Here is a 23091-nt window from a genome sequence, read left to right on the forward strand (position 1 = left end):
TGACTGTTCTTTAGTAATGAATTGCATGACCATAAGCCAATTCACCTGCGGATTCTGGGATGTTCGAGCAAGCGTTCTCGACTGGAACGCGTAGTCCCTGCCGGTCCCCACATACCGGCCAGAGGAGGACCCCGTGCGCCCCCGCCCGCTCGCCCTTGCCGCGGCCCTTGCCGTCCTGCCGCTGACCGCGGTCTCGCTTGGAGTCACAGCCGCCCACGCCGCGCCGACCCCCAATGCCGCCGCCTCCCGGGTGGCCCTGCCGAACACCGTCACCCCGGCGGTCGCCCGCTCCGAGAAGAAGGGCGACGTCCCCGCTGCCCAGCAGCTCTCGGTGGCCGTCAGCCTCAAGCTGCGCAACACCGCCGACCTGGACCGCTTCCTGGCCGCCGTCGCCACCCCGGGCACCGCGGAGTACGGCAAGTACCTGACGCCGGAGCAGTTCACCGCCAAGTACGGCCCGACCCAGGCCGCCGTCGAGCAGGTGAAGTCCTACCTGGCGGGCCAGGGGCTCACCGTCTCCGGTGTGAGCGCCAACCGCCAGGTGGTGAACGTCCAGGGCACCGCCGAGCAGATCGCCAAGGCCTTCGGCACGCACGAGAGCGCGTACCTGGACCCGCAGCAGCAGCGCACCTTCTTCGCCAACGACAGCGCCGCCTCGGTGCCGGCCGAGCTGGCCGACATCGTCCAGGGCCTGTCCGGCCTCAACAACCACACCGTGCGCACCACCCGGCTCGCCAAGCCCAACGCCGCCACCCCGGCCGCAGCCCCTAGCGGCTTCGGCCCGAGCCAGTACAAGGGCGCCTACAACCTGGACAAGCTGGGCGCCGACGGCACCGGCACCACGGTCGCGCTCTGGGAGTTCGACGGCTACAAGTCGTCCAACCTGACCACCTACGACAACCAGTACGGCCTGACCGGCCCGGCCGTCTCGACCGTCTCGGTGGACGGCGCCAACTACGACAGCGCCCCGGGCGACGGCCAGGGCGAGGTCGAGCTGGACAGCGAGATCGTCCGCGGTGTCGCCCCCAAGGCGACCCAGCTGGTCTACGAGGCCCCCAACAGCGACCAGGGCGAGATCGACATGGCCGCCAAGATCGTGGCGGACAACCGGGTCTCGGTCATCTCCATCTCCTGGGGCTCCTGCGAGCCGGACACCACGCCCGCCTCGATGACGGCGGTCGACAACTCCTTCAAGCAGGCCGCCGCCCAGGGCATCTCGATCTTCTCCGCCTCGGGCGACGACGGCTCACGCGACTGCACCCGCTCCACCAGCGGCTCCTCCGTCAAGGCGGTCGACTTCCCCGCCTCCAGCCCGCACCAGACCGGTGTCGGCGGCACCAACCTCAAGGTCTCCGGCACCGCCTACTCCTCCGAGAGCGCCTGGAGCACCGCCGGCGGCGGTGTCTCCACCGTCTTCGACAAGCCCAGCTGGCAGACCGGCACCGGCGTCTCCGGCAAGCGCACCGTCCCGGACGTGGCGTCCAACGCCGACCCGGCCAGCGGCTTCGCGATCTACACCGTCGGCGGCTGGCAGGTCTACGGCGGCACCAGCGCCGCCTCGCCGCTGTGGTCCGGCTACACCGCGCTGTACAACCAGAAGGCCAAGGCCGCCGCCAAGCCCGCGCTCGGCGAGGCCAGCCCGAAGCTGTACACCGTGGCCAACAGCAGCAGCTACGCCACCACCTTCCACGACACCGTGACCGGCAAGAACCAGGACTTCTCCACCAAGGCCGGCTACGACCAGGTCACCGGCTGGGGCACCCCGATCGCCGACTCGCTGACCACCGCGCTGCTCGGCGGCACCCAGACCGGCAACGCCGTGACCGTCACCAACCCCGGTGACCAGAACACCGCCACCGGCACCGCCGTCAGCCTGCAGATCGGCGCCTCGGACAGCGCCACCGGCCAGACCCTCACCTACAGCGCCAGCGGCCTGCCCACCGGCCTGTCGATCAGCGCCACCACCGGGAAGATCACCGGCACCCCGACGACGGCCGGCACCTACAGCGTCACCGTGACGGCCAAGGACACCACCAACGCCACCGGCTCCACCGGCTTCACCTGGATCGTCGGCGGCTCCACCGGCTGCACCCAGGGCCAGCTGCTCGGCAACGCCGGCTTCGAGACCGGCACCGCCGCGCCGTGGACGGCCAGCTCCGGCGTCGTCGACAACGGCTCCGGCCAGGCGGCCCGCTCCGGCTCCTGGAAGGCCTGGCTGGACGGCTACGGCTCCACCCACACCGACACCCTCTCGCAGACCGTCACCATTCCGGCCGGCTGCAAGGCGACCTTCTCCTTCTGGATGCACATCGACACCGCCGAGTCCGGCAGCACCGCGTACGACAAGCTGACCGTCCAGGCGGGCTCCACCACGCTGGCGACCTACTCCAACGCCAACGCGGCGAGCGGCTATGTGCAGAAGTCCTTCGACCTGTCGGCCTTCGCCGGCCAGACGGTGACCATCAAGTTCACCGGCGCCGAGGACTCCTCGCTGAAGACCAGCTTCGTCATCGACGACACCGCCCTCAACGTCTCCTGACCCCCGTTCCCACCACCGCCGTGGCAGGTCTTCGGACCCGCCACGGCGGTGGCATTTCCGCGTTCCTTCCACACAGATGTTTCCGCAATGTTGCAAGATCCATAACCGGACCGTTTTCTTGTCGTGACCACTGTCATACGCGCGGGTGATGACGTAGCCTCTCGACCGTGCGTAGGGTTCCCACAGCTCGGTGACGCAGCTCCCAGCGCATACCGGCAGCGGGCCGGTCCCGCCGAACTCGCTTGGTGGGGAAGGTATCCGTATGGGCTCACAACACCCACAGAACGCCGCCCGGCTCCGATTGGTCGAGGAGCGGGCCGGTGAGCCGCGCCCCGGCGACCGCCAGGCCGACCATCCGGTTGATCGTCCGGTGGACCGCCCGGCCGGCGCCGCAGCCGACCGCGCGGCGCCGAGCGACCCGCCGCCACCGGCCCGGACGGCCTCCCCCGAGGCCTTCGCCGAGGCGCTCAACCTCGCGATCGAGGCGAGCGGTCTCAGCCTGGACCGGATCAGGACCGCCCTCGCCCAGCGCGGGGTGCGGCTGAGCGTGACCACCCTCAGCTACTGGCGGCGCGGGCGCAGCCAGCCCGAGCGGGCCAGCTCGCTGCATGCCGTCCACCTGCTGGAGGAGCTGCTCGGCCAGCCGCACAGCTCGCTCTCCGCCCTGCTCGGCCCGCCCCGCCCGCGCGGCCGGTGGGCCTCCGCACCGGCCTCCGGCAGCCTGCGGCTGGAGGACGTCTGGCCCGGCGAGCAGGAGATCTCCGAGGTCTTCGCCGAGCTGGACGCACCACCCAGCGGCGAGCTGGAGCGGCTCAGCATCCACGACGCCTACTACGTCGACCTGAACCAGCGCGGCTACCTGCTGCGGATGCGGCAGGTCGTACGCGCCACCGTCAGCGGCGTGGCCCGCTGCCTGGTGGTGCACAAGGCGGACGAGGAGGCGTTCGGCTGCCCCGAGATCACCTCCGTGCGGCACGCCCGACTGGGCCGGGTCCGGCGCCGCCCCGAGATCGGCCTGGTGGTCGGCGAACTGCTGCTGGACCGCCCCCTGGGCCTGGGCGACAGCACGGTCTTCGAGTACGAGGTCGAGATCCCGCCCGGCGGCCCGACCACCGTCTACGGCCGGCGCTTCGCCGTGCCCGTGCGTGAGTACGTCCTCCAGGTCCACTTCGACCCCGGCGCGGTCCCGGCCCACTGCGAGCGCTACGACCGCGCCCCCGGCCAGGACGAGGACCGCCGGCGCGAGCAGCTCTGGATCGGCGCCTCCGCCAGCGCCCACGTGCTCGCCACGGACCAGCCGCCCGGCCAGGTGGGCATCCGCTGGGAGTGGGAGTAGCGGGCCCGGCGCGGGCGACCGACCCGAGGCGCGGCCCCACCGCACCCGCACCACCGCCGGCCTGCCCGGCCTGCCCGGCCTGCCCGGCCTGGTGCACTTCCTGCTGCCCGGACGCGCCGGCCGCCGGGCACCGGGCCGTCACCCGACCGGCGCACCCACCGCGCCGACCACCCGTCAGATTTGCGACGTTTGTCTCCCATCACCCGGAAGCGACCGGAGCCGGCCGCTCCTGCCGTGCCGTCATACCCGACCGGGAAAGAGGCGGAAGTGACGCAGCTACTGGAGTTCGAAGAGGTCGAGCCGGGCGAGGACTGCATATGCGCGGGCTGCACGGGCCGTCGCCGCGCCAGGCTGCACGCCGCCCGGGTGCATGACGGCGGCCACCCGGCCGCCCGCAGCGTACGGCGCCGCGCGGCCGTCCTGGTCGCGGCCGTCGGTACCGCGCTGGGCGGCGCGGCGGCGGCGTCGGCCGCCGCGGCCGGGCCGGCGGCATCGCCCGCGCCCGGCGGTGGCACCGCCCAGCCACCGCGGTCCCCGCAGGGCGAGGTCGGCGCGCAGGCGCTCACCGCGGCACCCGGCGTCACCCGCGCGCAGATCATCGAACGGGCGCGGAGCTGGCTCGACCAGCGCGTGCCGTACAGCATGAGCCGCTACTGGTCGGACGGCTACCGGCAGGACTGCTCCGGCTTCGTCTCGATGGCCTGGGGCCTGGACAGCAGCCAGACCACCTGGACGCTGCCGATGTTCGCCGACCGGATCACCGAGGACGAGCTGCTCCCCGGCGACATCCTGCTCTTCAACAACGCCGCCGACCCGCAGGCCGGCTCGCACGTCACCATCTTCGGCGGCTGGGCCGACGCCGCCCGCACCCGCTACACCGCCTACGAGCAGACCGCCCCCGGCACCACCAGCCGCAGCACCCCGTACGCGTACTGGAGCAACTCGGCCGGGTACCTCCCGTACCGCTACCTCGGCCTGGCCGCCGACGCCACGGGCGGCAGCGGCAGCGGGGGCGACGGCGGCGCCGGTGGCAGCAGTGACCGGGTGCCGGCGACGGCCCTCCCGGGGGTCGGCAGCTTCGGGCCCGGCGCCGACAACGCGTACGTCACCCGGCTCGGGGAACTGCTCGGCAAGCGCGGCGGAGCCCGCTTCTACGGCCAGGGCCCCGGCCCTGTCTGGGGCGAGGCGGACCGACTGGCCACCCAGGCCTTCCAGCAGGCCCAGGGCTGGAGCGGCACCGAGGCGGACGGCCTGCCGGGCGCCGACACCTGGGACTACCTGGTCAACGGCCGGGGCGGGGACATCCCCGCCGCCCCTGGCCCGGCTCCCGCACCCGGCACCCGCACCACACCGCCGACCGGCACCCCCGGCTCCGCCCCCGCCTTCCCCGGCGCGGACAGCTTCGGGCCCGGCCGGTCCGACCCCGCCGTCCAGCAGCTCGGCGAACAGCTGGTCAGGCTGGGCTTCGGCGGCCACTACACCCGCGGCCCGGACCCCACCTGGGGCGAGGCCGACCGGCTGGCCACCCAGGCCTTCCAGCAGGCCCAGGGCTGGAGCGGTGCCGCCGCCGACGGCTACCCCGGCCCCGAGACCTGGCGTCGCCTCTTCGCCTGAGCGCACCGGGCCGGGCAGCCGGGCCGGGCAGCCGGGCCGGGAGCCGAAGCAAGAGCGGGAGCGGGAGTGGCAGTGGCAGCCGGAGTGGGAAGTCGACCGGGCCGACTTCCCACTCCGTGAGCCGGTGACCGGGCGACCGGGCGACCTGGCGACCTGGCGACCTGGCGACCGGACCGGCTACCCCGCCGGGCGGTGTCCGGACATCCAGTGGAAGAGCCCCATCGCCACGCTGGTGGCCAGGTTGAAGCTGGACACCCCCGGCTGCATCGGCACCGCGACCAGCCGGGTGGCCTGCGCCCTCAGCTGCGCCGAGATCCCGTGCCGCTCCGTACCGAAGGCGAGCACCGCGTCGTCCGGCACGGCCACCGACCTGATGTCGGCGCCCTCCGGATCGAGCACGAACAGCGGCCCGGGCGGCAGCGCCTCGGGCTCCACGCGCTCCACCGCGGTGGCGAAGTGCAGCCCGGCGCTGCCGCGCAGCACGGTCGGGTGCCAGGGGTCCATGGTGCCCGTGGTGACCACGCCGGTCGCACCGAAGCCCGCCGCGAGGCGGACCACGGCGCCGACGTTGCCCAGGTTCCTGGGGTTCTCCAGCAGCACGATCGGCGCCCGGCGGGGCGTCCGCCGCAGCGCCGCGAGGTTGGCGGCCGGCGTCGGACGCTCCGCCAGCGCGGCCACGCCGGTGGCGTGCACCCTGGGCACCAGGGCGCGCAGCACCTCGGCCGGCACCTCGACCGCGAGGGCGTCCACGGCCTCGGTGACGTCCGGGGCCAGCTCCGCCGCCAGCGCCAGCAGCGCGGACCGGTCGACGGTCAGCGCCTGCCGGACCCGCCCCCCGAAGCGCAGCGCGTGCTTGAGCGCGTGGAAGCCGTCGAGCAGCACCACCCCCGGTGCCTCGGCACTCTCGCGCCAGCGCTGTACCGACTCGACGTCATCCCTCATGCCACCACTGTCCCATCCGGCGGGCCACCGGCCCGCCCACCCCCGGCCCGCCCACCCCCGGCCCGCCCACCCCGGCGCCCCACCCCGGCGGCTCGCCCCACCACCGACCCCCGACCGCCCCCGCCGGGCTCAGCGGCCGGACGGCTCGCGCTCGCGGACGTGCGCCGTGCTGCCCGGCCCGCCACCGCCGCCGCTGTGCTTCAGGGCCCGCTCCAGATCCCGCAGGGCCTGGAGCATCAGCAGGACGCCCGAGCGCACCACCTCCACCCCCTCGCCCGCCGGGGCGGCCGCCAACTGCTCCGCCAGCTCCGCGCCGGCCGCCCGGACGTCCTCGAACTCGACCGGCTGCCCGGTCAGCAGGGCCGCGGCGGCCAGCGCGGTGCCGTACCGCAGCTCCTCGGCGAACCGCGCCACCCCCGGCACCGGACCGGCGTCCGCGGGCGGCAGATGGGCCTCCAGCAGGACGGCGACCCGGGCCAGGTGCCCGATCGCGGCCCGCGCCCGGTCGATCTGGCGGCGCGAGGCGTCCGGCAGGTGCGCGGCATGCCGGACCGGCTCGGTGTCGGCCCGCTGCATGGCCTGGAGCAGCTCCGAACGGGCCTCCCGGGAGTCCAGCAGCGCCTCCCGTACCTCCTGCCGGCCCTCGGCGGCGGCGGGCTCGCCGTACACCGCGAGCACGACGGCGGCGAACCGGCCGGCCGCCGCCAGCCACTCGGCGAGCCGCTCGCCGAGCCGGGCCGTCTGCCAGGAAGCTGCGCTGGAAGGTCGCGGTGCCGGCGATGAAGCCGCCCATCGCGGCGGGGGTGGCGCGGTCGGGGCCGCCCAGCGCCAGCGTCGGGAAGAGCACCAGCGCGACGGCCACGGCGCCGCGCATCGCCCGTTTGGGGTCGGTGAGCGCGCGGTCCAGGTGCAGCCCGGTCCGTGCGGTGTCACGAAGGGCGGCAAGCCACGACATGTCGGACAGCCTAGGGCCTGTCCGACAATTCGCGCCGGACGGGCGCACGGCGTCGGGCGCCCGGCGGGAGTCGCTCGGACGGGCCCTACGGGAGCGCCCCGCGCCGGGCTGCAAGGCGCAGGGCGCCGATCCGGCCGCCGGCCCAGCGCAGCGCGGCGGTGGGCAGGAAGACCGCGTCGGCCGCGATCATCGCCAGCGAGAAGACCGGCAGGCCGAGCACGACCGCGATCGACAGGTGCTCGGCCATCATCACCGCGAGCAGCACGTTCTTCAGCCGCCGGTTGAACAGCGTGAACGGGAAGGCGACCTGCACCGCCACCGTGCCGTACGAGATCAGGAAGACCGGCAGCAGCGCGGAGCCGAGCAGGCCGGACAGCCCCGGCCAGGGCGCGAAGTAGTCCAGGTGCAGCGGGTAGTACAGCGCGGTGCCGTCCTGCCAGCGCGAGCCCTGGACCTTGTACCAGCCGGCCGTCGAGTAGATCAGCACCACCTCGGCGGCGATCACCAGCATCGCGCAGTTGTGCACCATGTTGGCCAGCGCGTCCAGCACCGCGCGCGGCTCGCCCGCCGGGCGCCACCGGTTGACGGCGTACCAGGCGGCGGCCGCCGTCCACAGGCCCCAGTACAGCGGGGCGGTGCCCAGGTACGGGAACGCCGGGTCCGTCCAGCCGAGCATGCCCTGGTCGAAGCCGCCGAACTGCGCGGCGGCCAGCACCCCGCCCAGCACGGCCCACAGGGCCGGCCCCGACCTCCCGGCCGGGCCGGTGAGCGCCCACCCGGGCAGGGCCCGCCCGGCGGCCGCCCGCCGGGCATCCAGCGACCACACCGCGGCGCAGCGGGTGAAGACCAGGTAGACGGCCATCAGGTGGACGACGTTGTCGCCGCCGTCCCCGATGAAGACGTTGCGGTTCTGCAGCGACAGCACGGTGACCATGAACAGCACCGTGCTCGCCCTGGTCCGCCAGCCGAGCACCACGGCCACCGCCGCGAGCACGGCCAGGTGGTACACCAGCTCGAACCAGAGCCGCCCGCCGAACCACGGCAGGACGGTGAACGCGCCGTTGTCCGCCAGCAGCCTCCCGGCCAGATCCGGCGACCAGGGCGAGAGGTCGCCGTACAGTACCCGGCGCTCGGGCCACTCGCGCAGCAGGAAGGCCAGCCAGGCCAGGCCGAAGCCGATCCGCACCGCGGCCGCCTGGTACGGGCCCACCGCCCGGCCGGTGAACGCCGCGAAGGCGTTGCCGAAGGCCGTGGCGAAGACGCCGGCCGGACCGGCGGCCGGGTGCCGGAGCCCGGTGGCGGAGCCCGGAGCCAGAGCCGGCTCGGGCTCGGGCTCCTCGGTGCCCAGCTGGCGGGGGATGCCGGTCAGCAACCGCTGCTGCTCACCCGCCGCCGCCGAAGCCACGGGCCCGCCCGAAGCATCCGAAGCCTCCGAAGCGCCCGCACCCGCCGCCGGCTCCGCGGAGACCGCGCCCGCGGGAGTCTCGCTCACACCAGCCCCCGGTAGTCCTCGTCGTTGACCGGCCACCAGCCGAGCTCACGACTCTGCGGCGCACCCGCCGGCCCGTCCCCGCTCCAGGCCGGCGGCGCCACCGGCGTGGTGACGGCCCGGAACTGGATCTCCAGGATCCGGTCACCGTCCGCCGTCCGTCCGATCCGCTGCAACGCGATCCGCTTCAGGTACTCCTCGGCCAGCTTGCCCCGCGGGTTGCTCAGGGCGCCGTCCTGGCCGCCGTGCGAGCCGTCGTAGAAGTCCCAGGCCCGGCGCAGCAGGTTCTGGTCGGCATGGCTGGGCGCCGGGTTGCCGCGAACGGCCGCCATGTCCTGGGCGGTGAGCCCGATCCAGTCGTGGGTGCGGGTCGCGCCGCCGTCGACGACCGTACGGACCCTGGCGGACAGGCTGATGTTCTGCTGGAGCGGGTTGGGCGCGAAGAGCTTCCAGTTCTGCTCGAACTCGGGGTACACCAGCCCGTCGACCTCGTCGCGGTACTCCCGGGAGAGCGCGTTGGCGGGCGCGACGTGCAGGAAGACCGCCCCCAGGAACATCCCGGTGCCGCCGAGCAGCAACGCGCCGGTGATGCACAGCACCGCCAGCGCGGGTGCGGACCAGACCCGCTCCGGCGGGGCGCCGGTGTTCTCCGCCATGGTCTCCCCCGCGTCCGTGGTCGCGCCGCCGCCACGGGGCCACCACCGCGGGGCACGGCTCGGCGCGCCCGCCCATCTTGCCCTACGGGCGGACGGGACCGGTCCGGAAGGTCGGGGCCGGCAGCCGCGTGCCGAACGGGTCGGGGCCCGGGCCGCCGCCGGCTACAGGACGAAGGCGTCCTGCCCGCTGCTGCTGACCATCGGACGGCCGGCGCCCTCCCAGGCGAACATCCCGCCGTCCACGTTCACCGCGTCCCAGCCCTGCTGGACCAGGTACTGCACGACCTGCGCCGAACGGCCGCCGACCCGGCAGAGCACGTACAGCTTCTCCTGCGGCACCTCACCGAGGCGGGCGACCACCTCGCCGATCGGGATGTGCAGCGCGCCGTCCACATGGCCGGCGTCCCACTCGTCCTGCTCCCGGACGTCGAGCAGGGTGGCGTCGGCGGGCACGGAGGCGGCGTCGGTGGTGGGGAGCTGGGCGAACATCGTCTGGGTCTCCTGGGGTCGGGGCTCGGCACTGCCATTGTCACCCGGCGCCGGGCCGTCGGTGAGCAGCCGCTCCAACTCGGCCTGCTGGGCCGCGGCCTTGGCCAGCAGCTGCTCGGCGAGCTCCTCCAGCAGCCGGTCCGGATCCTGCGGGGCGAGCGCGAGCAGCTCGCCCATCGCGGTGTTCTCCAGCCGGACCTGCTCGGCGGCCACCTCGGCGATCTTGCCGTTCAGCCACTCCAGCCGCTGGCGCAGCCAGGCGAGGCGGTCGGGGGAGTCGGGCGCCGGCGCGGCCTCGGGGTCGGTGGACCACTCCTCGGCGAGCTGTTCCAGCGCGGCCGTGTCGCCGTACGCGTACGCCTCGTTGACGCGGGCGATGAACGCCGAGCGGCGCTGCTGCTCGGCCGGATCGGTGGACAGGTCCGGGTGGGCACGCCGGGCCAGGTCGCGGTAGAGCCGCTGGGCGTCCCGGCCCGGGCGGACCCGGGCGGGCGGCTGCGCCGGCGCGGCCGCCTCCTGCTCCTGGATATCCGCGAACAGCGCGTCCAGGTCGGGCAGTTCGTCCACCTGCCGGCGCGCCTCGGCGGCCCGGTGGACGTCCTGCGGGTCCCCGGTGCGGGCGGCGACCGCCTCCGCGATCAGCGCGTCCAGCTCGTCGAGCCGGGCGTACAGCGGCCCGAGGAGCTGATGGTGGATCAGGGCGAAGTTGTCGATCTCGACCCGCAGGGTCTGCGCGTCGACGTCCATGGTGAGCCAGGCGAGCTCGGTGGCGGCGACCCGCTCCTCCAGCTGCTGCTGCTCGGGGTCCGTCCAGCGGACGGGGCTCTGCGCGGTCACCTTCTCGCCTCGTGTCTCGTCCAGCGGTCCGGGCCCCGGCCGGTCGGCCGGTCCGGCCTGCCACCCTACCCCGGGTGGGCTACTCCGATCGGGTGGACAGGGTGTGAACACCGGCGCACAGTGGGTGACGCGCAACTGATACTTACGAATCTCACCGTTTCGCTATCAGTCCAGAGCTTCTCCGTGCTTCGCTGGAATCCGAAATCAGCGTGCCGCCCTCCATCCATCGGCTGCCCTCAGGCGTGGCGGCCAGGCGGGAGCAGACCGAATCCATGGTGGACGAGCCCAACTCCACACCGAGAACGGACGCCGCCCCGGCCCACCGGGGCGGCGGCGCCGAGCCAGGTGACCAGCCGTCAGGCGTGTTCGCCCTGGTCCGGCTCGCCGCCGTGCTGGTCGACCCGGACGGCCGGATCGCCCAGTGGAACCGGGCGGCCGAGGAACTGTTCGGGCACCGCGCCGAGATCGCCCACGGCCGCACCGCGAGCGGGCTGCTGCCGGCCGTCGAACCACGCTCCGGCGGCGCCGGCGTGGCCGGGCGCCGCTGCGACGCCTTCGACACCCTGGACGACCTCACCCAGCTGGACACCCCCTGGGCCGGGCCGATGGCCGTCACCGACCGCGAGGAACGGCTGCGCGACATCCTCTGGTGGGCCTACCCGCTGGTGGAGCCCGCCGGCCGGAGCATGCTGGCGCTGGCCGCCGACGCCCGGCCGCTGCGCTCGGCCGGCCCCCGGATCGCGATCGGCGAGCGGCTGCTGCCGTACACCGCCGCCGCCACCGCCCGGGGCGGCTTCCACCGGGTCGCCGCGACCTTCGGCCCACCCGGGCAGGGCACGGCCGACCCGCTGGCCGCGCTGCTGCCGGCCGGCTCGCCCGAGCGCCAGGGCCGGCTGCTGACCCGGCTGCGGCGAGCCGGACTGCCCGCCCTGTGGGTGGACGCCGGCACCAGCCTGCCCGTCCTGCCGTTCGAGCCGCCCGCCTCCGGCACGGCCCGCGCCGCCGCCGGCCTCGGGCGCCGCTACCCGACGGCGCAGCAGCGCGCGACCAGGGTCGGCCCGCCGCACCCGGAGCCTGCCGCCGTCGGGCGCCGGCTCGAACCGGGCCGGGCGGCCAGCCCCCGCGCCGGGCAGTCGATCGGGCTGCGGGTGCTGCCGCCGGGCTCCCCTGAGCAGTCCGGGCCGGCCCCCGCACCGGCCGGACGCGGGGTCCGGACCTGGCGCCCGCCCGTCCCCGCACCGGCCCGGGCCGCGCCGCCGCAGGCCACCTTAGACCGGAACTCCCCACCCCAGGACGCCGCACCCCAGGGCGCCGCCGGCCAGGGCGTACCGAACCCGCGCGAGGGTGCCGCGGGCCCACCCGTGCCGCCGGCCCCGACCTCGTCCAAGGGAGGCAGCACCATCGAGCAGACTGCCGTCGAGCCCTCCGTCGCCGGGCACCAGCCCCGCCGTCCGGACGCCGTCCCGGCCCCCGGCGGCGCGCCCCTGGCCGACCAGGTCGTCCCGATCCTCACCAACGGCCAGGCGGGCGAGCAGCTCGCGCTGCTCAACGAGGTCGGCGGGAAGGTCGGCACCACCCTGGACCTGGACAACACCGCCCGCGAGCTCTGCCAGGTGCTCGTCCCCCGGGTCGCCGACTTCGCCTGCGTGGACCTGCTGGACGGGCTCATCTCCGACGCCGAACTCCCCGACGCGAGGCCCCACGACGGCACCATGCTGCGCCGGGTCGCCCGCAGCTTCAACGCCGGCTCCGGCCACTGGGACCACGTCCTGGAGGAGGGCTCGCTGCTGGCCATGCCCGGCAACACCCCGCCCGGGATGGCCCTCCAGCTCAACCAGCCGGTCCTGGTCCCGGTGATCAGCCCGGACGTGGCGCTGGACTACGCCGCCTCGGTGGGCGGCGCGGGCCTGGCGGCCATAGTGTCCGGCCGCTCGATGCTGGTCCTGCCGCTCGCCGCCCGCGGCACGGTGCTCGGCACCCTCAAACTGCTCCGCCTCAGTGACCGCACGCCCTTCGACGAGAGCGACGCCGCCACCCTCAAGGAGCTGGCCGCCCGCGCCGCGCTCTCACTCGACAACGCCCGGCTGCACCGCGCCGAGTCCAAGGTCGCCACCACCCTCCAGCGCTCCATGATCCCGACCCGCCCGCCGCGGATCCCCGGCGTGCAGATCGCCCACCGCTACATGCCGGGCGACCGCCGGGCCGAGGTCGGCGGCGACTGGTTCGACGCCATCCAGCTGCCCGGCAGCCGGGTCGCCCTGGTGGTCGGCGACGTGATGGGCCACGGCCTGCACTCGGCCGCCGCGATGGGCCGCTTCCGGACGGCGATGCAGACCCTGGCCGCCCTCGACCTGCCGCCGGGCCAGCTGCTGCGCCACCTGGACAACCTCGCCCACAAGCTGGGCGACGACCACCTGGCGACCTGCCTGTACGCCGTCTACGACCCGATCAACCGGACCTGCGAGCTGGCCAGCGCCGGCCATGTCCCGCCGGTGCTGGTGCACCCGGACGGCACCGGCGAGCTGCTGGAGATCCCGGCCGGCGCGCCGATCGGGGTCGGCGGGGTGCCGTTCGTCGCCAAGACCATCGACGTCTCGGACGGCTCGATGCTGGTGCTCTGCACCGACGGCCTGGTCGAGGTCCGCGGTGGCGACATAGGCGCTGGGCTGGCCGCGCTCTGCGGCAATCTGATCGACCCCAAGCAGACCCCCGAGCAGGCCTGCGACGTGGTGCTGGAGCGGCTGCACTCCGAAGACCGCAAGGACGACGTCGCCCTGCTGGTGGCCCGCTTCGACGGCGTCGCCCCCTCCGAGGTGGCCACCTGGGACCTCACCGTGGACACCACGGAGGTCCGCCGGGCCCGCACGCTGGTGCGCGAGCAGCTGGCCGGCTGGCACTTGGAGGCGCTCACGGACACCACCGAGCTGCTGGTCAGCGAGCTGGTGACGAATGCGGTGCGGGTCGCCAGGGACCGCGTGCAGCTCCAGCTGATCCGGGTGGACAAGCTGCTGGTCGAGGTCAGCGACGACAACCACAACCTGCCCTCGCTGGAGCCCGCCGAGCAGCTCGGCGAGACCGGCCGGGGCCTGACCCTGGTGACCAAGCTGGCCGAGCGCTGGGGCACCGCCCGCAAGGCCGTCGGCAAGGTGGTCTGGTTCGAGCTGCCGCTCCCCCGCGGCTCCCTGGACTGACCACCACCCGGCCGGGGCCGTCAGGAGGTGACGGCCCCGGCCGAGGCCGTCACCCGGCCCTCGGCGCGCCGGGTGACCTCGACCGCGAGCGAGGACGCGGCCAGCGAGGACGCGAAGGACGAGGCGGTCGCGACCGAGGTGGCCGCCGCGACACCGCCCAGCACCCGCGGCCAGAAGTCCCCGAACACCTCCACCGACACCGCGATCAGAACCGCCGTCAGCAGCGCGACCACGTGCTCCAGGCCCGCCAGATTCGGCAGCACGACGGCCTCGCCGACCATCAGCACCAGCACCGTGCCGCCCGTCACCCAGGCCCGGCAGCGGAACGCGATGCAGACGGCGAGGGCCACCACCGCGGCGGAGGGCCCGGTGTCCCGGACGTGCGCGACCCAGTGCGGGAACCCGAAGACGTGCTCGGGGCCGATCGCCACCCCGACCCGGGCGAACAGCGTCCCCGCGAGGGTGCAGGAGTAGGCGACGACGAGCGTCAGCCGTCGGCCGAGCACGATCTCGGCGATCCCGAAGACCACGAAGACCTGGGCCAGCGCCCCCCAGACCGGCAGGTCCAGCGCCGGCACGTACAGCGACAGCGGTGTGCGCAGCAGCGACACGTCCAACGGCAGCGAGGCCTTGACCACGCCGATCCGGGTGACCAGCCGCTCCCCACCGGGAAGGTGCTGGACGACGCTGAAGAACAGGATCAGGAACGTCGCGGCCGTGGCCAGCGGAACGGCGGCGAACTTCTTACGCGCCACCCGTTCCCGCACGATGCCGAACAACGGCCCCCACTCGGCGACAGCGGCCCGTTTGGCAATAGCCACCGGCCCCTTTCGCACGCCCCCCGCGTGGGTCCTCTGAATCACAGTGTGTCTCCAAATCCCCTGCACCCCGAAACGGTGTTCCACTACCTCAACATTAGAAGCCGGTGAGCGAATCCCCATCGCCTTGAAAGGCGAACCGGCGTCATCCTCAAGTGGGATATCGAGCGTGCAGAACACCGTCATCCGGACGAAACAGCGTCATCCGGACGAGGCCTGGTCCCCCTCCGCCCCCCGGCGGAGGGGCTACCTACCCCTTCCCACTGCGCTCCGCCACCGGCACCCGCGGTGCCGCCACGGCGGCCCGCATGTGTCGGCGACGGAACAGAGCGGGGAGACTCGGAGCGGTGATGAAGCCCTCCGCGCGGGCGCTGGCGATACCGATCCGCGGAATCTCACTGCTCTTCTCGAACAGCAGGTAGCGCGGCTCCCAGATCGGGCGATACTTCGCATTGGCCCGGTACAGCGACTCGATCTGCCACCACCGGGAGAAGAAGCCCAGCACGGAGCGCCAAAGCCGCAGGACCGGCCCGGCACCGAGCTTCGACCCGCGCTCGAAGACCGAACGGAACATCGCGAAGTTGAGCGACACCCGCTCCAGCGCGACTTCCTCCGAACGCTGAAGAAGTTCGATCACCATGAACTCCATCAGGCCGTTCTCGGTGTCCCTGGCCCGGCGCATCAGATCGAGCGAGAGACCGTTCGCGCCCCAGGGCACGAAGCTCAGCAGCGCCTTGAGCTCGCCGTCCCCGTCGTGGCACTCCAGCATCACGCAGCGCCCGTCGTCCGGGTCGCCGAGCCGGCCGAGCGCCATCGAGAAGCCGCGCTCGGTGGCGCCGTCCCGCCACTGGTCCGCCTTGGCGACCAGCGCGGCCATCTCCTGCTCGGGGATCTCCTCGTGCCGGCGGATCCGCACCGTGTACCCGGCCCGCTTCACCCGGTTGTAGGCCTGGCGCACCACCCGCATCGCCCGGCCGTCCAGCGAGAACTCGTCCAGCTCGACGATCGCCTCGTCACCCAGCTCCAGCGCGTCCAGGCCGTGCCGGGCGTAGATCACCCCGGCCTCCTCCGAGGCGCCCATCACGGCCGGCGCCCAGGCGTGCTCACGCGCCTCCTGGAGCCAGGCGTCGATCGCCCCCGGCCAGGCCTCCGGGTCGCCGATCGGATCCCCCGAGGCCAGCGAGACCCCGCCGACCACCCGGTACGTCACCGCCGCCTTGCCACTGGGGGAGAAGACCACCGCCTTGTCGCGGCGCAGCGCGAAGTAGCCCAGCGAATCCCGCTCGCCCTGCCGCTCCAGCAGCGCCCGCAGCCGCTCCTCGTCCTCGGGCGTGAGCAGCTCCTTGTCCTTCGGGCTGCGGAACGCCACGTAGATCACCAGCAGGAAGAGCACCGCGCTCATCGTGTTGATCACGGCGTTCACCCAGGTCGGCACCGAGATCACCGAGTCCAGGTGCTGCGACGGCGTGATCGTGATCATCCGGCCCACCGAGTAGCGGAAGAGATCCCAGAAGCCCGCCCCGTGCAGCGAGTTGTTCAGCCCCACCAGCAGCGCGCCGACCGCCCCGCCGACCAGCAGCCCGCCGACGAAGGTGGCCGCCGCGGTCTTGGGGTTGGAACGGTCGCCCTTGGAGGTGAACTCCCTGCGGCCCACCAGCAGCGCCACCAGGAACAGCCCGGTCAGCGTGATGGAGAACCAGTTGAAGGGGTGCTCGGTGTAGTTGTAGCCGTCCTCCGGCAGGGACATCAGCAGGACGTAGACCAGGAAGGTCAGCCCGGCCAGCGCCATGTTGAAGATCCACGCGGCCCGCTTGCGGCGGCGCATCGCGACGGCCAGGAAGACCGACAGCACCACGGAGCTCAGCCCCGAGGTCATCAGGTACGGGGTGAAGTACTCACCCTCGTTGTGCGACTCCACCTGGTCTCGGAACGGCACCGCGAGCACCGTCACCAGGTTGAGTAGCGCAAGCAGCCGCAGGTACCAGACCGTCGCGGCTGCCGCCCTGGGGCGCCAGCGGGCGAGCGGGGAGGTGCGGCTCGCGCCGACTGGTGCGGTGGACGGCTCCGAATTCACAGTGGACGACACAGCTCAATTCCAAACGATCAGATGGTGGGGCGCATCCGCACGGCCCGGCGCCGGCCACCGCAAAGCCCACCGGAACGCAGGTCCGCCCGGCCGGGCCATTGCCTCGCGCCGACCCGTACCAGCAGGGGATCCGCCGATTCAATGGTTGCTCACCGAAGATGAGAATCGCGTGAACCCGGTAGCCGATTCACACCCCCGCCGATCGGCGGGGGTGGGCCAGGCCCCGACCGGTGCGCGGGCACATCCCTCCTGGCCCTAGGCTCGAAGCGGCCCGCACCCCCCGACCGGGCCCACCACCCGCCGGCCCGTCCGGCCGCACCGAACGATGGAGGGACCATGGCCCTGACCCGGGTGCTGATCGTGGACGACGAGATCCTGGTCCGCTCCGGCCTCGGCCTGATCGTCGGATCCGCCCCGGACCTGGAGGTGGTCGGCGACTGCTCCGGCGGCCAGGCCGAGGAGTCCGTCCGACGGCTGCGCCCACACGTGGTACTGCTCGACATCCGGATGCCCGACCTGGACGGCATCTCCGTGCTGCGCCGGGTGCGCGCGCTGCCCGACCCGCCGGCCGTCGCGATGCTCACCACCTTCGACACCGACGAGTACATCGGGACCGCGCTACGGGCCGGCGCCGCCGGGTTCCTGCTCAAGGACACCGCCCCCGACCAGCTGGTGCACGCCGTACGGGTGCTCGCCGCCGGCGGCAACATGCTCTCCCCGACCGTCACCCGCACCGTGATCGGCGGCTACGTCGACGGCGGCGGCCCCGACGCCGACGCCGCCGCGCTCGCCCGCACCCTCACCGGCCGCGAGCTGGACGTCCTCGCCCTGCTCGGCGAGGGCCTCGCCAACGCCGAGATCGCCGACCGCCTCTTCCTGGGCACCGGCACCGTCAAGGACCACATCAGCGCGATCCTGGGCAAGCTCGGCGCGGCCAACCGGGTCCAGGCCGCCGTGATCGCCCACCGCGCCGGTCTGGTCAGACCGCAGCAGCGCGGCCAGGCATGACCCCCGCCGACCCCGGCCGCCGGCCCCCGGCCTGGCTCACCGCGCCCTGGCTGATGCTGCTGCTGCCCGTCCTCTTCTCGCTGCTGGACGCGGCCCTGGTGATCGGGAACTCCTCCTGGTGGGAGAACTGCCTCGCCGTCGTGGCGGCGCTCGCCCTGCTGCTGCGCCGCCGCAAGCCCGTGCTGGCCCTGCTGCTGACGCTGCCGGGCAGCTTCTTCGTGGCGATCTGGCTGGCCCCGATCACCGCGGTCTACTCGGTGGCCGCGCTCCGGCCACGGGTCCTGGTGACGGTACTGTGCGCGAGCGCCTTCGCGCTGGTCGAGTTCTTCCACTGGCCGCTCTCCGACCTGCTGAAGGCGGGCGGCCGGGACACCGCGCTGTACGCGATCCAGAGCGTCATGCTGGCCGCCGGGCCCGCCGCCCTCGGCCTGCTGTCGCGCACCAGGCGGGAGCTGGCGACCCGGCTGGAGGAGCTGACCAGAGGCCAGGAGCGGGAGAGCCGGCTGCTGGCGGAGCGGGTGCTGATCAGCGAGCGCGGCAGGCTCGCCCGGGAGATGCACGACGTGGTCTCGCACCAGGTCAGCCTGATCAGCATCCAGGCCGGCGCGCTCCAGGTCAGCACCAGCGACCCGACGGCGGTGGCCACCGCAAGGACCATCCGCGAGCTCTCCGTACGCACCCTGGAGGAGCTGCGCCAGATGGTCGGCGTGCTGCGGGCCGCGGGTGTGCGCCGGGACGTACCGCTGGCCCCGCAGCCCACCCTGGCCGACCTGCGGCGGCTGATCGAGGAGAGCGGGCTGAGCGCCGAGACGGAGTGCGCCCCCGGCGACCTGCCCTGGCCGGAGGCGGTCGAGCGGGCCGCCTACCGGACGGTGCAGGAGGCGCTGACCAACATCACCAAGCACGCGCCGGGCGCCGACATCCACGTCCGGGTGGTGGGCCGGGGCGGCCGGCTGCGGGTCGAGGTGCGCAACGGGCCCCCGCCGGGGCCGCCCGCCGGGACGCTGCCCGGCGGCGGCCACGGCCTGGTGGGCCTGCGCGAGCGCGCCCAGCTCCTCGGCGGCACCCTGACCACCGGCCCCACCGCCGACGGCGGCTTCGAGGTCCGCGCCGACCTGCCGGCGACCCCGGGCTGAGCCACCCGCCGCGTTCGCGGGCCGGCCGCAGCGGCAGCGGCCGGCCTCGGGCCGGCCCGAGCCACCCCGGGCAACGAGAAGAGCGCCGGACAACGAGAAAGCCCCGCAGATCCGAAGATCTGCGGGGCTTCGCTGTGCGCGAGGGGGGAGTTGAACCCCCACGCCCTTTCGGGCACTGGAACCTGAATCCAGCGCGTCTGCCTATTCCGCCACCCGCGCATGGGTGTTGTCGTAGATGCTAGCCGATCCTAGGACCAGATCCGAACCACTTGGGTTCTTCCCTGCTCTTCGGTTTGGCTCCCTCTCGGGCGCCCCTTCCGACATGGAAAACATTAGCACGCCCCGGGGGCTACCTCCGAATCCATTACCCGGGACAGCCGAGCGCATCCGAACGGCTGCCCGGTGCACTGGCGAGCGAGGGATGAGCGTGCCCCCGGCCGGGTAGCCCTGCCATGCTGCCGTCCGTGCCGCACCGGGTGTGGTCGACCCCACCCCCGGGCACGACGCGGTCCGGGAACCGTACGGATGGCCCCGGCGTGGATACGATCAGTACGGAAGTACCGCAAGTAGGCGCGACCGGCTCCCCCGGATCCGGTCGGCGGACAGGCGACCGAAACCCTTGGAAGGGGGTGCCCCGTGGGAGTGCTGAAGAAGTTCGAGCAGCGACTTGAGGGTCTCGTGAACGGCACCTTCGCCAAGGTGTTCAAGTCCGAGGTCCAGCCGGTGGAGATCGCCGGCGCGCTCCAGCGCGAGTGCGACAACAACGCCACCATCTGGAACCGCGACCGCACCGTGGTGCCCAACGACTTCATCGTCGAGCTCAGCCCGCACGACCACGAGCGCCTCAGCCCGTACTCCGGCCAGCTCGGCCAGGAACTGGCCGGCATGGTGCGCGAGTACGCCGAGGCCCAGCGCTACACCTTCATGGGCCCGCTCCAGGTGAACCTGGAGAAGGCCGACGACCTGGACACCGGCCTGTACCGGGTGCGCAGCCGCACCCTCACGGCCGAGGATCCGCAGCAGGCCGCACAGCAGCCCCCGGCCGGCCCCGCGGGCTACGGCCGCCCGCCGGCCGCGGCGGCCCCCGACGCACCGTGGCAGCAGCAGGGCGCGGGCGGGTACGGCACGCCGCCGCCACCCGCCGCCCCGCCGGCGATGCCCCCGGCCGCCCCCGCGGGCGGCAACGTCCGCCCCTTCCCCGGCGCGGGCCACGGCACCGCCGTGCGCCGCTGGATCGAGGTCAACGGGGCCCGGCACCAGATCACCGGGAACGCCTGCGTGCTCGGCCGCTCCACCGAGGCCGACGTGCGGATCGACGACCCCGGGGTCTCCCGCAAGCACGCCGAGATCCGGCCGGGCACCCCGTCGATGGTGCTCGACCTCGGATCGACGAACGGCATCGTGGTGGACGGGCAGCACACCCAGCGCGCTACGCTCCGCGACGGCTCACGAATCGTCGTGGGCTCCACCACCATCGTCTACCGACAGGTCGAAGGGTAGAGCGGGCCACTCATGTCAGAACTGACCCTGACGGTCATGCGGCTGGGATTCCTCGCCGTGCTGTGGCTGTTCGTCATCGTCGCGATCCAGGTGATCCGCAGCGACCTCTTCGGGACCAAGGTGAATCCGCGCTCCTCGCGGCGCACCGCCACCGCCGCCGCCCCATCGGGCGGCCAGGCCACCCCGGCCCCCGGTCGCGCTCCGCAGGGCCAGAGCGCCCCGCCGGCCCAGCCCTCGCGCCGCCGGGGCGGTCCGACGCAGCTGGTGGTGGTGGCGGGCTCGCTGGCCGGCACGACGGTCGCCCTGCAGGGCCAGACCATCACGCTGGGTCGCGCGCACGACTCCACCATCGTGCTGGACGACGACTACGCGTCCTCCCGGCATGCCAGGATCTATCCGGATCAGACTGGGCAGTGGACGGTCGAGGATCTAGGCTCCACAAACGGCACCTATCTGGACCGTCAGCGCCTGACCGTGCCGACACCGCTCCAGCCGGGCATGCCGATCCGTATCGGCAGGACCGTCATCGAACTGCGGAAGTAGTAGCGCATGAGGGACAGCATCCCGTCCACGACCAGCCGGGACGGCAGCGGCAACGCTGTCGCGGCAGTGCGCGCCCATTCCCGTGGCCGCGCCCTTCCCCAGGGCTGGGACCGCAGCTTTGACGACGCCCAGAGGGGGGCCCGGACCGCATGAGCTTGGTCTTGCGCTTCGCCGCCGGCTCCCACAAGGGCCTGATCCGGGAGGGGAACGAGGACTCCGGCTACGCCGGGCCGCGGCTGCTGGCCGTGGCCGACGGCATGGGCGGGGCGGCGGCCGGCGAGGTCGCCTCCTCCGAGGTGCTCGGTTCGATCGTCCGGCTGGACGAGGACGTGCCCGGGGCCGACCTGCTGACCCTGCTCGGCGACGCCGTCCAGGGCGCCAACGACCGCCTGCGCCAGATGGTGGAGGAGGACCCGCAGCTGGAGGGCATGGGCTGCACCCTCACCGCGATGCTCTGGACGGGCCAGCGGATGGGCCTGGTGCACGTCGGCGACTCCCGCGCCTACCTGCTGCGCGACGGCTCGCTCACCCAGATCACCCAGGACCACACCTGGGTGCAGCGTCTGGTGGACGAGGGCCGGATCACCCCGGAGGAGGCCGAGACCCACCCGCAGCGCTCCCTGCTGATGCGCGCGCTGGACGGCCGCGGCCAGGTCGAGCCCGACCTGTCGATCCGCGAGGTGCGCGCCGGCGACCGCTACCTGATCTGCTCCGACGGCCTGTCCGGCCCGGTCAGCCACCAGACGCTGGAGGAGACGCTCGGGAGCTTCTACTCCCCCGAGCAGACCGTCCAGGAGCTGATCCAGCTCGCCCTGCGCGGCGGCGGCCCGGACAACATCACCTGCATCGTGGCGGACGTCATCGACGTCGGCGCCACCGACACGCTCAGCGGTCGGCTCGACGACATCCCGGTGGTGGTCGGCGCGGTCGCCGAGACCCCGCCGGCCTCCGCCGCCGACCAGTCGATCCTGAACACCCCGGCCGGCCGCGCGGCCGGTCTGGGCCGCCCGCCGCAGGGCGCATTCGGCCCCGCCGAGGGCTACCAGGGCGGCTACGGCGCCGCCCCCGGGGGCTTCGGCCCGGCCGAGGGCTACGAGGACGGCTACGCCGCCGCGCAGCCGGCGGCCTACGGCAGCGAGTCCTACGAGGAGGACGAGCCGCGCCGCAAGAACCGGTGGGCGAAGATCTCCATCGTCGCCGCGGTGACCCTCGGCCTGCTCGGCGGCGCCGGGTACATCGGCTGGCGGTGGACCCAGGACCAGTACTACGTCGGGGTGGACGGCGACCACGTCGCGGTCTACCAGGGCATCAACCAGAGCCTGGCCGGGCTGAGCCTGTCCTCGGTGCACCAGACGTACCAGGACATCCAGCTCCAGTTCCTGCCGCAGGACCAGCGCACCCACGTCAGCAACACGATCACCGCCAGCAGCCTCGGCGACGCCGACGACAAGGTGAAGAAGCTCGGCGAGCAGGTCGCGGTCTGCCGCAAGGTCGCCGCGGGTGCCAAGCCCGCGCAGGGCGGCGCGGCCGGCTCGACCCCGAGCGCCGCACCCACCGGCGATGTGACCCACGCCTCGCTCACCGCGACCAGCCCGGCCACCCGCAACCCGGCGGCCACCCCGGCACCGGGCGCCCTCGTACCGGGGCAGAACACCGCGGGCAGCACGCCGAGCACCGCGCCGGGTGCGACGCCGGGCACGACGCCGAGCGCCGCGCCCAGCCAGAGCGCGAGCGCCCCGGCCCCCGCGCCACCGAGCGACGTACCCACGCTGACCGAGGAGGAGCGGCAGAAGGCCGTCTCCTGCCCGACGCCGTGACCGCCCAGGCAGCGCACCGCCCGCGCACGCACCACCGCCCCGGCGCACAGCCGCCGGGCCAGCGATCGAGCAGTACCGGCCCCGCCCTCCGGGGGCCTGCCAGCCGTCGGGGAGCGGCCACCACGTGAGCACCTA

Annotated in this window: 16 protein-coding genes and 1 tRNA gene; 9 read left to right on the forward strand and 8 right to left on the reverse strand. The window is 73.8% G+C overall.

From position 1 onward, the window contains the following. The first annotated feature begins 133 nt into the window (after positions 1-133). The 3 genes from ACIBH3_RS23530 (at position 134) to ACIBH3_RS23540 (ending at position 5489) form a co-directional block, all read left to right on the forward strand. Positions 134-2539, forward strand: coding sequence for a protease pro-enzyme activation domain-containing protein (locus tag ACIBH3_RS23530; RefSeq protein WP_396314022.1), 2406 nt, complete (start codon positions 134-136; stop codon positions 2537-2539). A 262-nt stretch (positions 2540-2801) separates the two neighbouring features. Beyond that, complete coding sequence (locus ACIBH3_RS23535; protein WP_396314023.1) at positions 2802-3875, forward strand: hypothetical protein; 1074 nt, start codon at positions 2802-2804, stop codon at positions 3873-3875. 267 nt (positions 3876-4142) lie between these two features. After that, the gene (locus ACIBH3_RS23540) at positions 4143-5489 is read left to right on the forward strand and encodes a peptidoglycan-binding protein (RefSeq protein ID WP_396314024.1); all 1347 of its coding nucleotides are present in this window, start codon (positions 4143-4145) and stop codon (positions 5487-5489) included. Between the two features lie 177 nt (positions 5490-5666). Here ACIBH3_RS23540 and ACIBH3_RS23545 read toward each other — a convergent pair whose 3' ends face one another. From ACIBH3_RS23545 to ACIBH3_RS23565, 5 genes are all read right to left on the reverse strand, one after another. Continuing rightward, entirely contained in the window at positions 5667-6431 is a 765-nt protein-coding gene (locus ACIBH3_RS23545; protein WP_396314025.1) for a TrmH family RNA methyltransferase, read from the reverse strand. Between the two features lie 129 nt (positions 6432-6560). Next, positions 6561-7109 (reverse strand): hypothetical protein, encoded by a 549-nt coding sequence (locus tag ACIBH3_RS23550; protein ID WP_396314026.1) that lies wholly within the window; start codon positions 7107-7109, stop codon positions 6561-6563. A 362-nt stretch (positions 7110-7471) separates the two neighbouring features. Next, entirely contained in the window at positions 7472-8878 is a 1407-nt protein-coding gene (locus ACIBH3_RS23555; RefSeq protein ID WP_396314027.1) for an HTTM domain-containing protein, read from the reverse strand. After that, positions 8875-9531 carry a DUF5819 family protein gene (locus ACIBH3_RS23560; RefSeq protein ID WP_396314028.1) on the reverse strand — a complete coding sequence of 219 codons (657 nt, stop codon included), beginning with the start codon at positions 9529-9531 and terminating at the stop codon, positions 8875-8877. The genes ACIBH3_RS23555 and ACIBH3_RS23560 overlap by 4 nt, the downstream gene beginning before the upstream one ends. Before the next feature lie 162 nt (positions 9532-9693). Beyond that, entirely contained in the window at positions 9694-10857 is a 1164-nt protein-coding gene (locus tag ACIBH3_RS23565) for a rhodanese-like domain-containing protein (protein ID WP_396314029.1), read from the reverse strand. Between the two features lie 272 nt (positions 10858-11129). On the opposite strand from ACIBH3_RS23565, the gene ACIBH3_RS23570 reads away from it, so the two are divergent. Then, positions 11130-14048 carry a SpoIIE family protein phosphatase gene (locus tag ACIBH3_RS23570; protein WP_396314030.1) on the forward strand — a complete coding sequence of 973 codons (2919 nt, stop codon included), beginning with the start codon at positions 11130-11132 and terminating at the stop codon, positions 14046-14048. Positions 14049-14068: 20 nt separating this feature from the next. Here the strand turns inward: ACIBH3_RS23570 and ACIBH3_RS23575 are convergent, their stop codons facing one another. Then, positions 14069-14869, reverse strand: a complete 801-nt coding sequence (locus ACIBH3_RS23575; protein ID WP_396314031.1) for a hypothetical protein — start codon at positions 14867-14869, stop codon at positions 14069-14071. 247 nt (positions 14870-15116) lie between these two features. Beyond that, positions 15117-16952, reverse strand: coding sequence for a phosphatidylglycerol lysyltransferase domain-containing protein (locus tag ACIBH3_RS23580; RefSeq protein WP_396314032.1), 1836 nt, complete (start codon positions 16950-16952; stop codon positions 15117-15119). 336 nt (positions 16953-17288) lie between these two features. On the opposite strand from ACIBH3_RS23580, the gene ACIBH3_RS23585 reads away from it, so the two are divergent. Together ACIBH3_RS23585 and ACIBH3_RS23590 are read left to right on the forward strand one after the other, a co-directional pair. Further along, positions 17289-17960 carry a response regulator gene (locus ACIBH3_RS23585; protein WP_396314033.1) on the forward strand — a complete coding sequence of 224 codons (672 nt, stop codon included), beginning with the start codon at positions 17289-17291 and terminating at the stop codon, positions 17958-17960. Then, on the forward strand, positions 17957-19096 hold the full coding sequence (locus ACIBH3_RS23590) for a sensor histidine kinase (RefSeq protein WP_396314034.1): 1140 nt from the start codon (positions 17957-17959) through the stop codon (positions 19094-19096). The genes ACIBH3_RS23585 and ACIBH3_RS23590 overlap by 4 nt, the downstream gene beginning before the upstream one ends. Positions 19097-19231: 135 nt before the next feature. On the opposite strand, the gene ACIBH3_RS23595 is transcribed toward ACIBH3_RS23590, so the two are convergent. Continuing rightward, positions 19232-19315 (reverse strand) — tRNA-Leu (locus ACIBH3_RS23595). 417 nt (positions 19316-19732) lie between these two features. On the opposite strand from ACIBH3_RS23595, the gene ACIBH3_RS23600 reads away from it, so the two are divergent. The 3 genes from ACIBH3_RS23600 to ACIBH3_RS23610 all read left to right on the forward strand — a co-directional run bounded on the left by ACIBH3_RS23600 (position 19733) and on the right by ACIBH3_RS23610 (position 22956). Beyond that, a complete protein-coding gene (locus ACIBH3_RS23600; protein WP_396314035.1) occupies positions 19733-20596 on the forward strand; it encodes an FhaA domain-containing protein in 864 nt (287 codons plus the stop codon). A 12-nt stretch (positions 20597-20608) separates the two neighbouring features. Next, the gene (locus ACIBH3_RS23605; protein WP_396314036.1) at positions 20609-21139 is read left to right on the forward strand and encodes an FHA domain-containing protein; all 531 of its coding nucleotides are present in this window, start codon (positions 20609-20611) and stop codon (positions 21137-21139) included. Between the two features lie 149 nt (positions 21140-21288). Then, positions 21289-22956: a protein phosphatase 2C domain-containing protein gene (locus tag ACIBH3_RS23610; protein ID WP_396314037.1), complete on the forward strand. Its 1668-nt coding sequence runs from the start codon at positions 21289-21291 to the stop codon at positions 22954-22956. Positions 22957-23091 lie beyond the last annotated feature (135 nt).

The organism is Kitasatospora sp. NPDC050543, assembly GCF_044457565.1.
In the GTDB taxonomy this organism is placed as follows: domain Bacteria; phylum Actinomycetota; class Actinomycetes; order Streptomycetales; family Streptomycetaceae; genus Kitasatospora.

What these genes read in the sequence shown, in the direction of transcription:
- ACIBH3_RS23535 (WP_396314023.1), top strand. Translation starts at nt 2,802, where the DNA reads ATGGGCTCACAACACCCACAGAACGCCGCCCGGCTCCGATTGGTCGAG.
- ACIBH3_RS23545 (WP_396314025.1), bottom strand. Translation starts at nt 6,431, where the DNA reads ATGAGGGATGACGTCGAGTCGGTACAGCGCTGGCGCGAGAGTGCCGAG.
- ACIBH3_RS23560 (WP_396314028.1), bottom strand. Translation starts at nt 9,531, where the DNA reads ATGGCGGAGAACACCGGCGCCCCGCCGGAGCGGGTCTGGTCCGCACCC.
- ACIBH3_RS23570 (WP_396314030.1), top strand. Translation starts at nt 11,130, where the DNA reads ATGGTGGACGAGCCCAACTCCACACCGAGAACGGACGCCGCCCCGGCC.
- ACIBH3_RS23585 (WP_396314033.1), top strand. Translation starts at nt 17,289, where the DNA reads ATGGCCCTGACCCGGGTGCTGATCGTGGACGACGAGATCCTGGTCCGC.
- ACIBH3_RS23590 (WP_396314034.1), top strand. Translation starts at nt 17,957, where the DNA reads ATGACCCCCGCCGACCCCGGCCGCCGGCCCCCGGCCTGGCTCACCGCG.
- ACIBH3_RS23605 (WP_396314036.1), top strand. Translation starts at nt 20,609, where the DNA reads ATGTCAGAACTGACCCTGACGGTCATGCGGCTGGGATTCCTCGCCGTG.
- ACIBH3_RS23610 (WP_396314037.1), top strand. Translation starts at nt 21,289, where the DNA reads ATGAGCTTGGTCTTGCGCTTCGCCGCCGGCTCCCACAAGGGCCTGATC.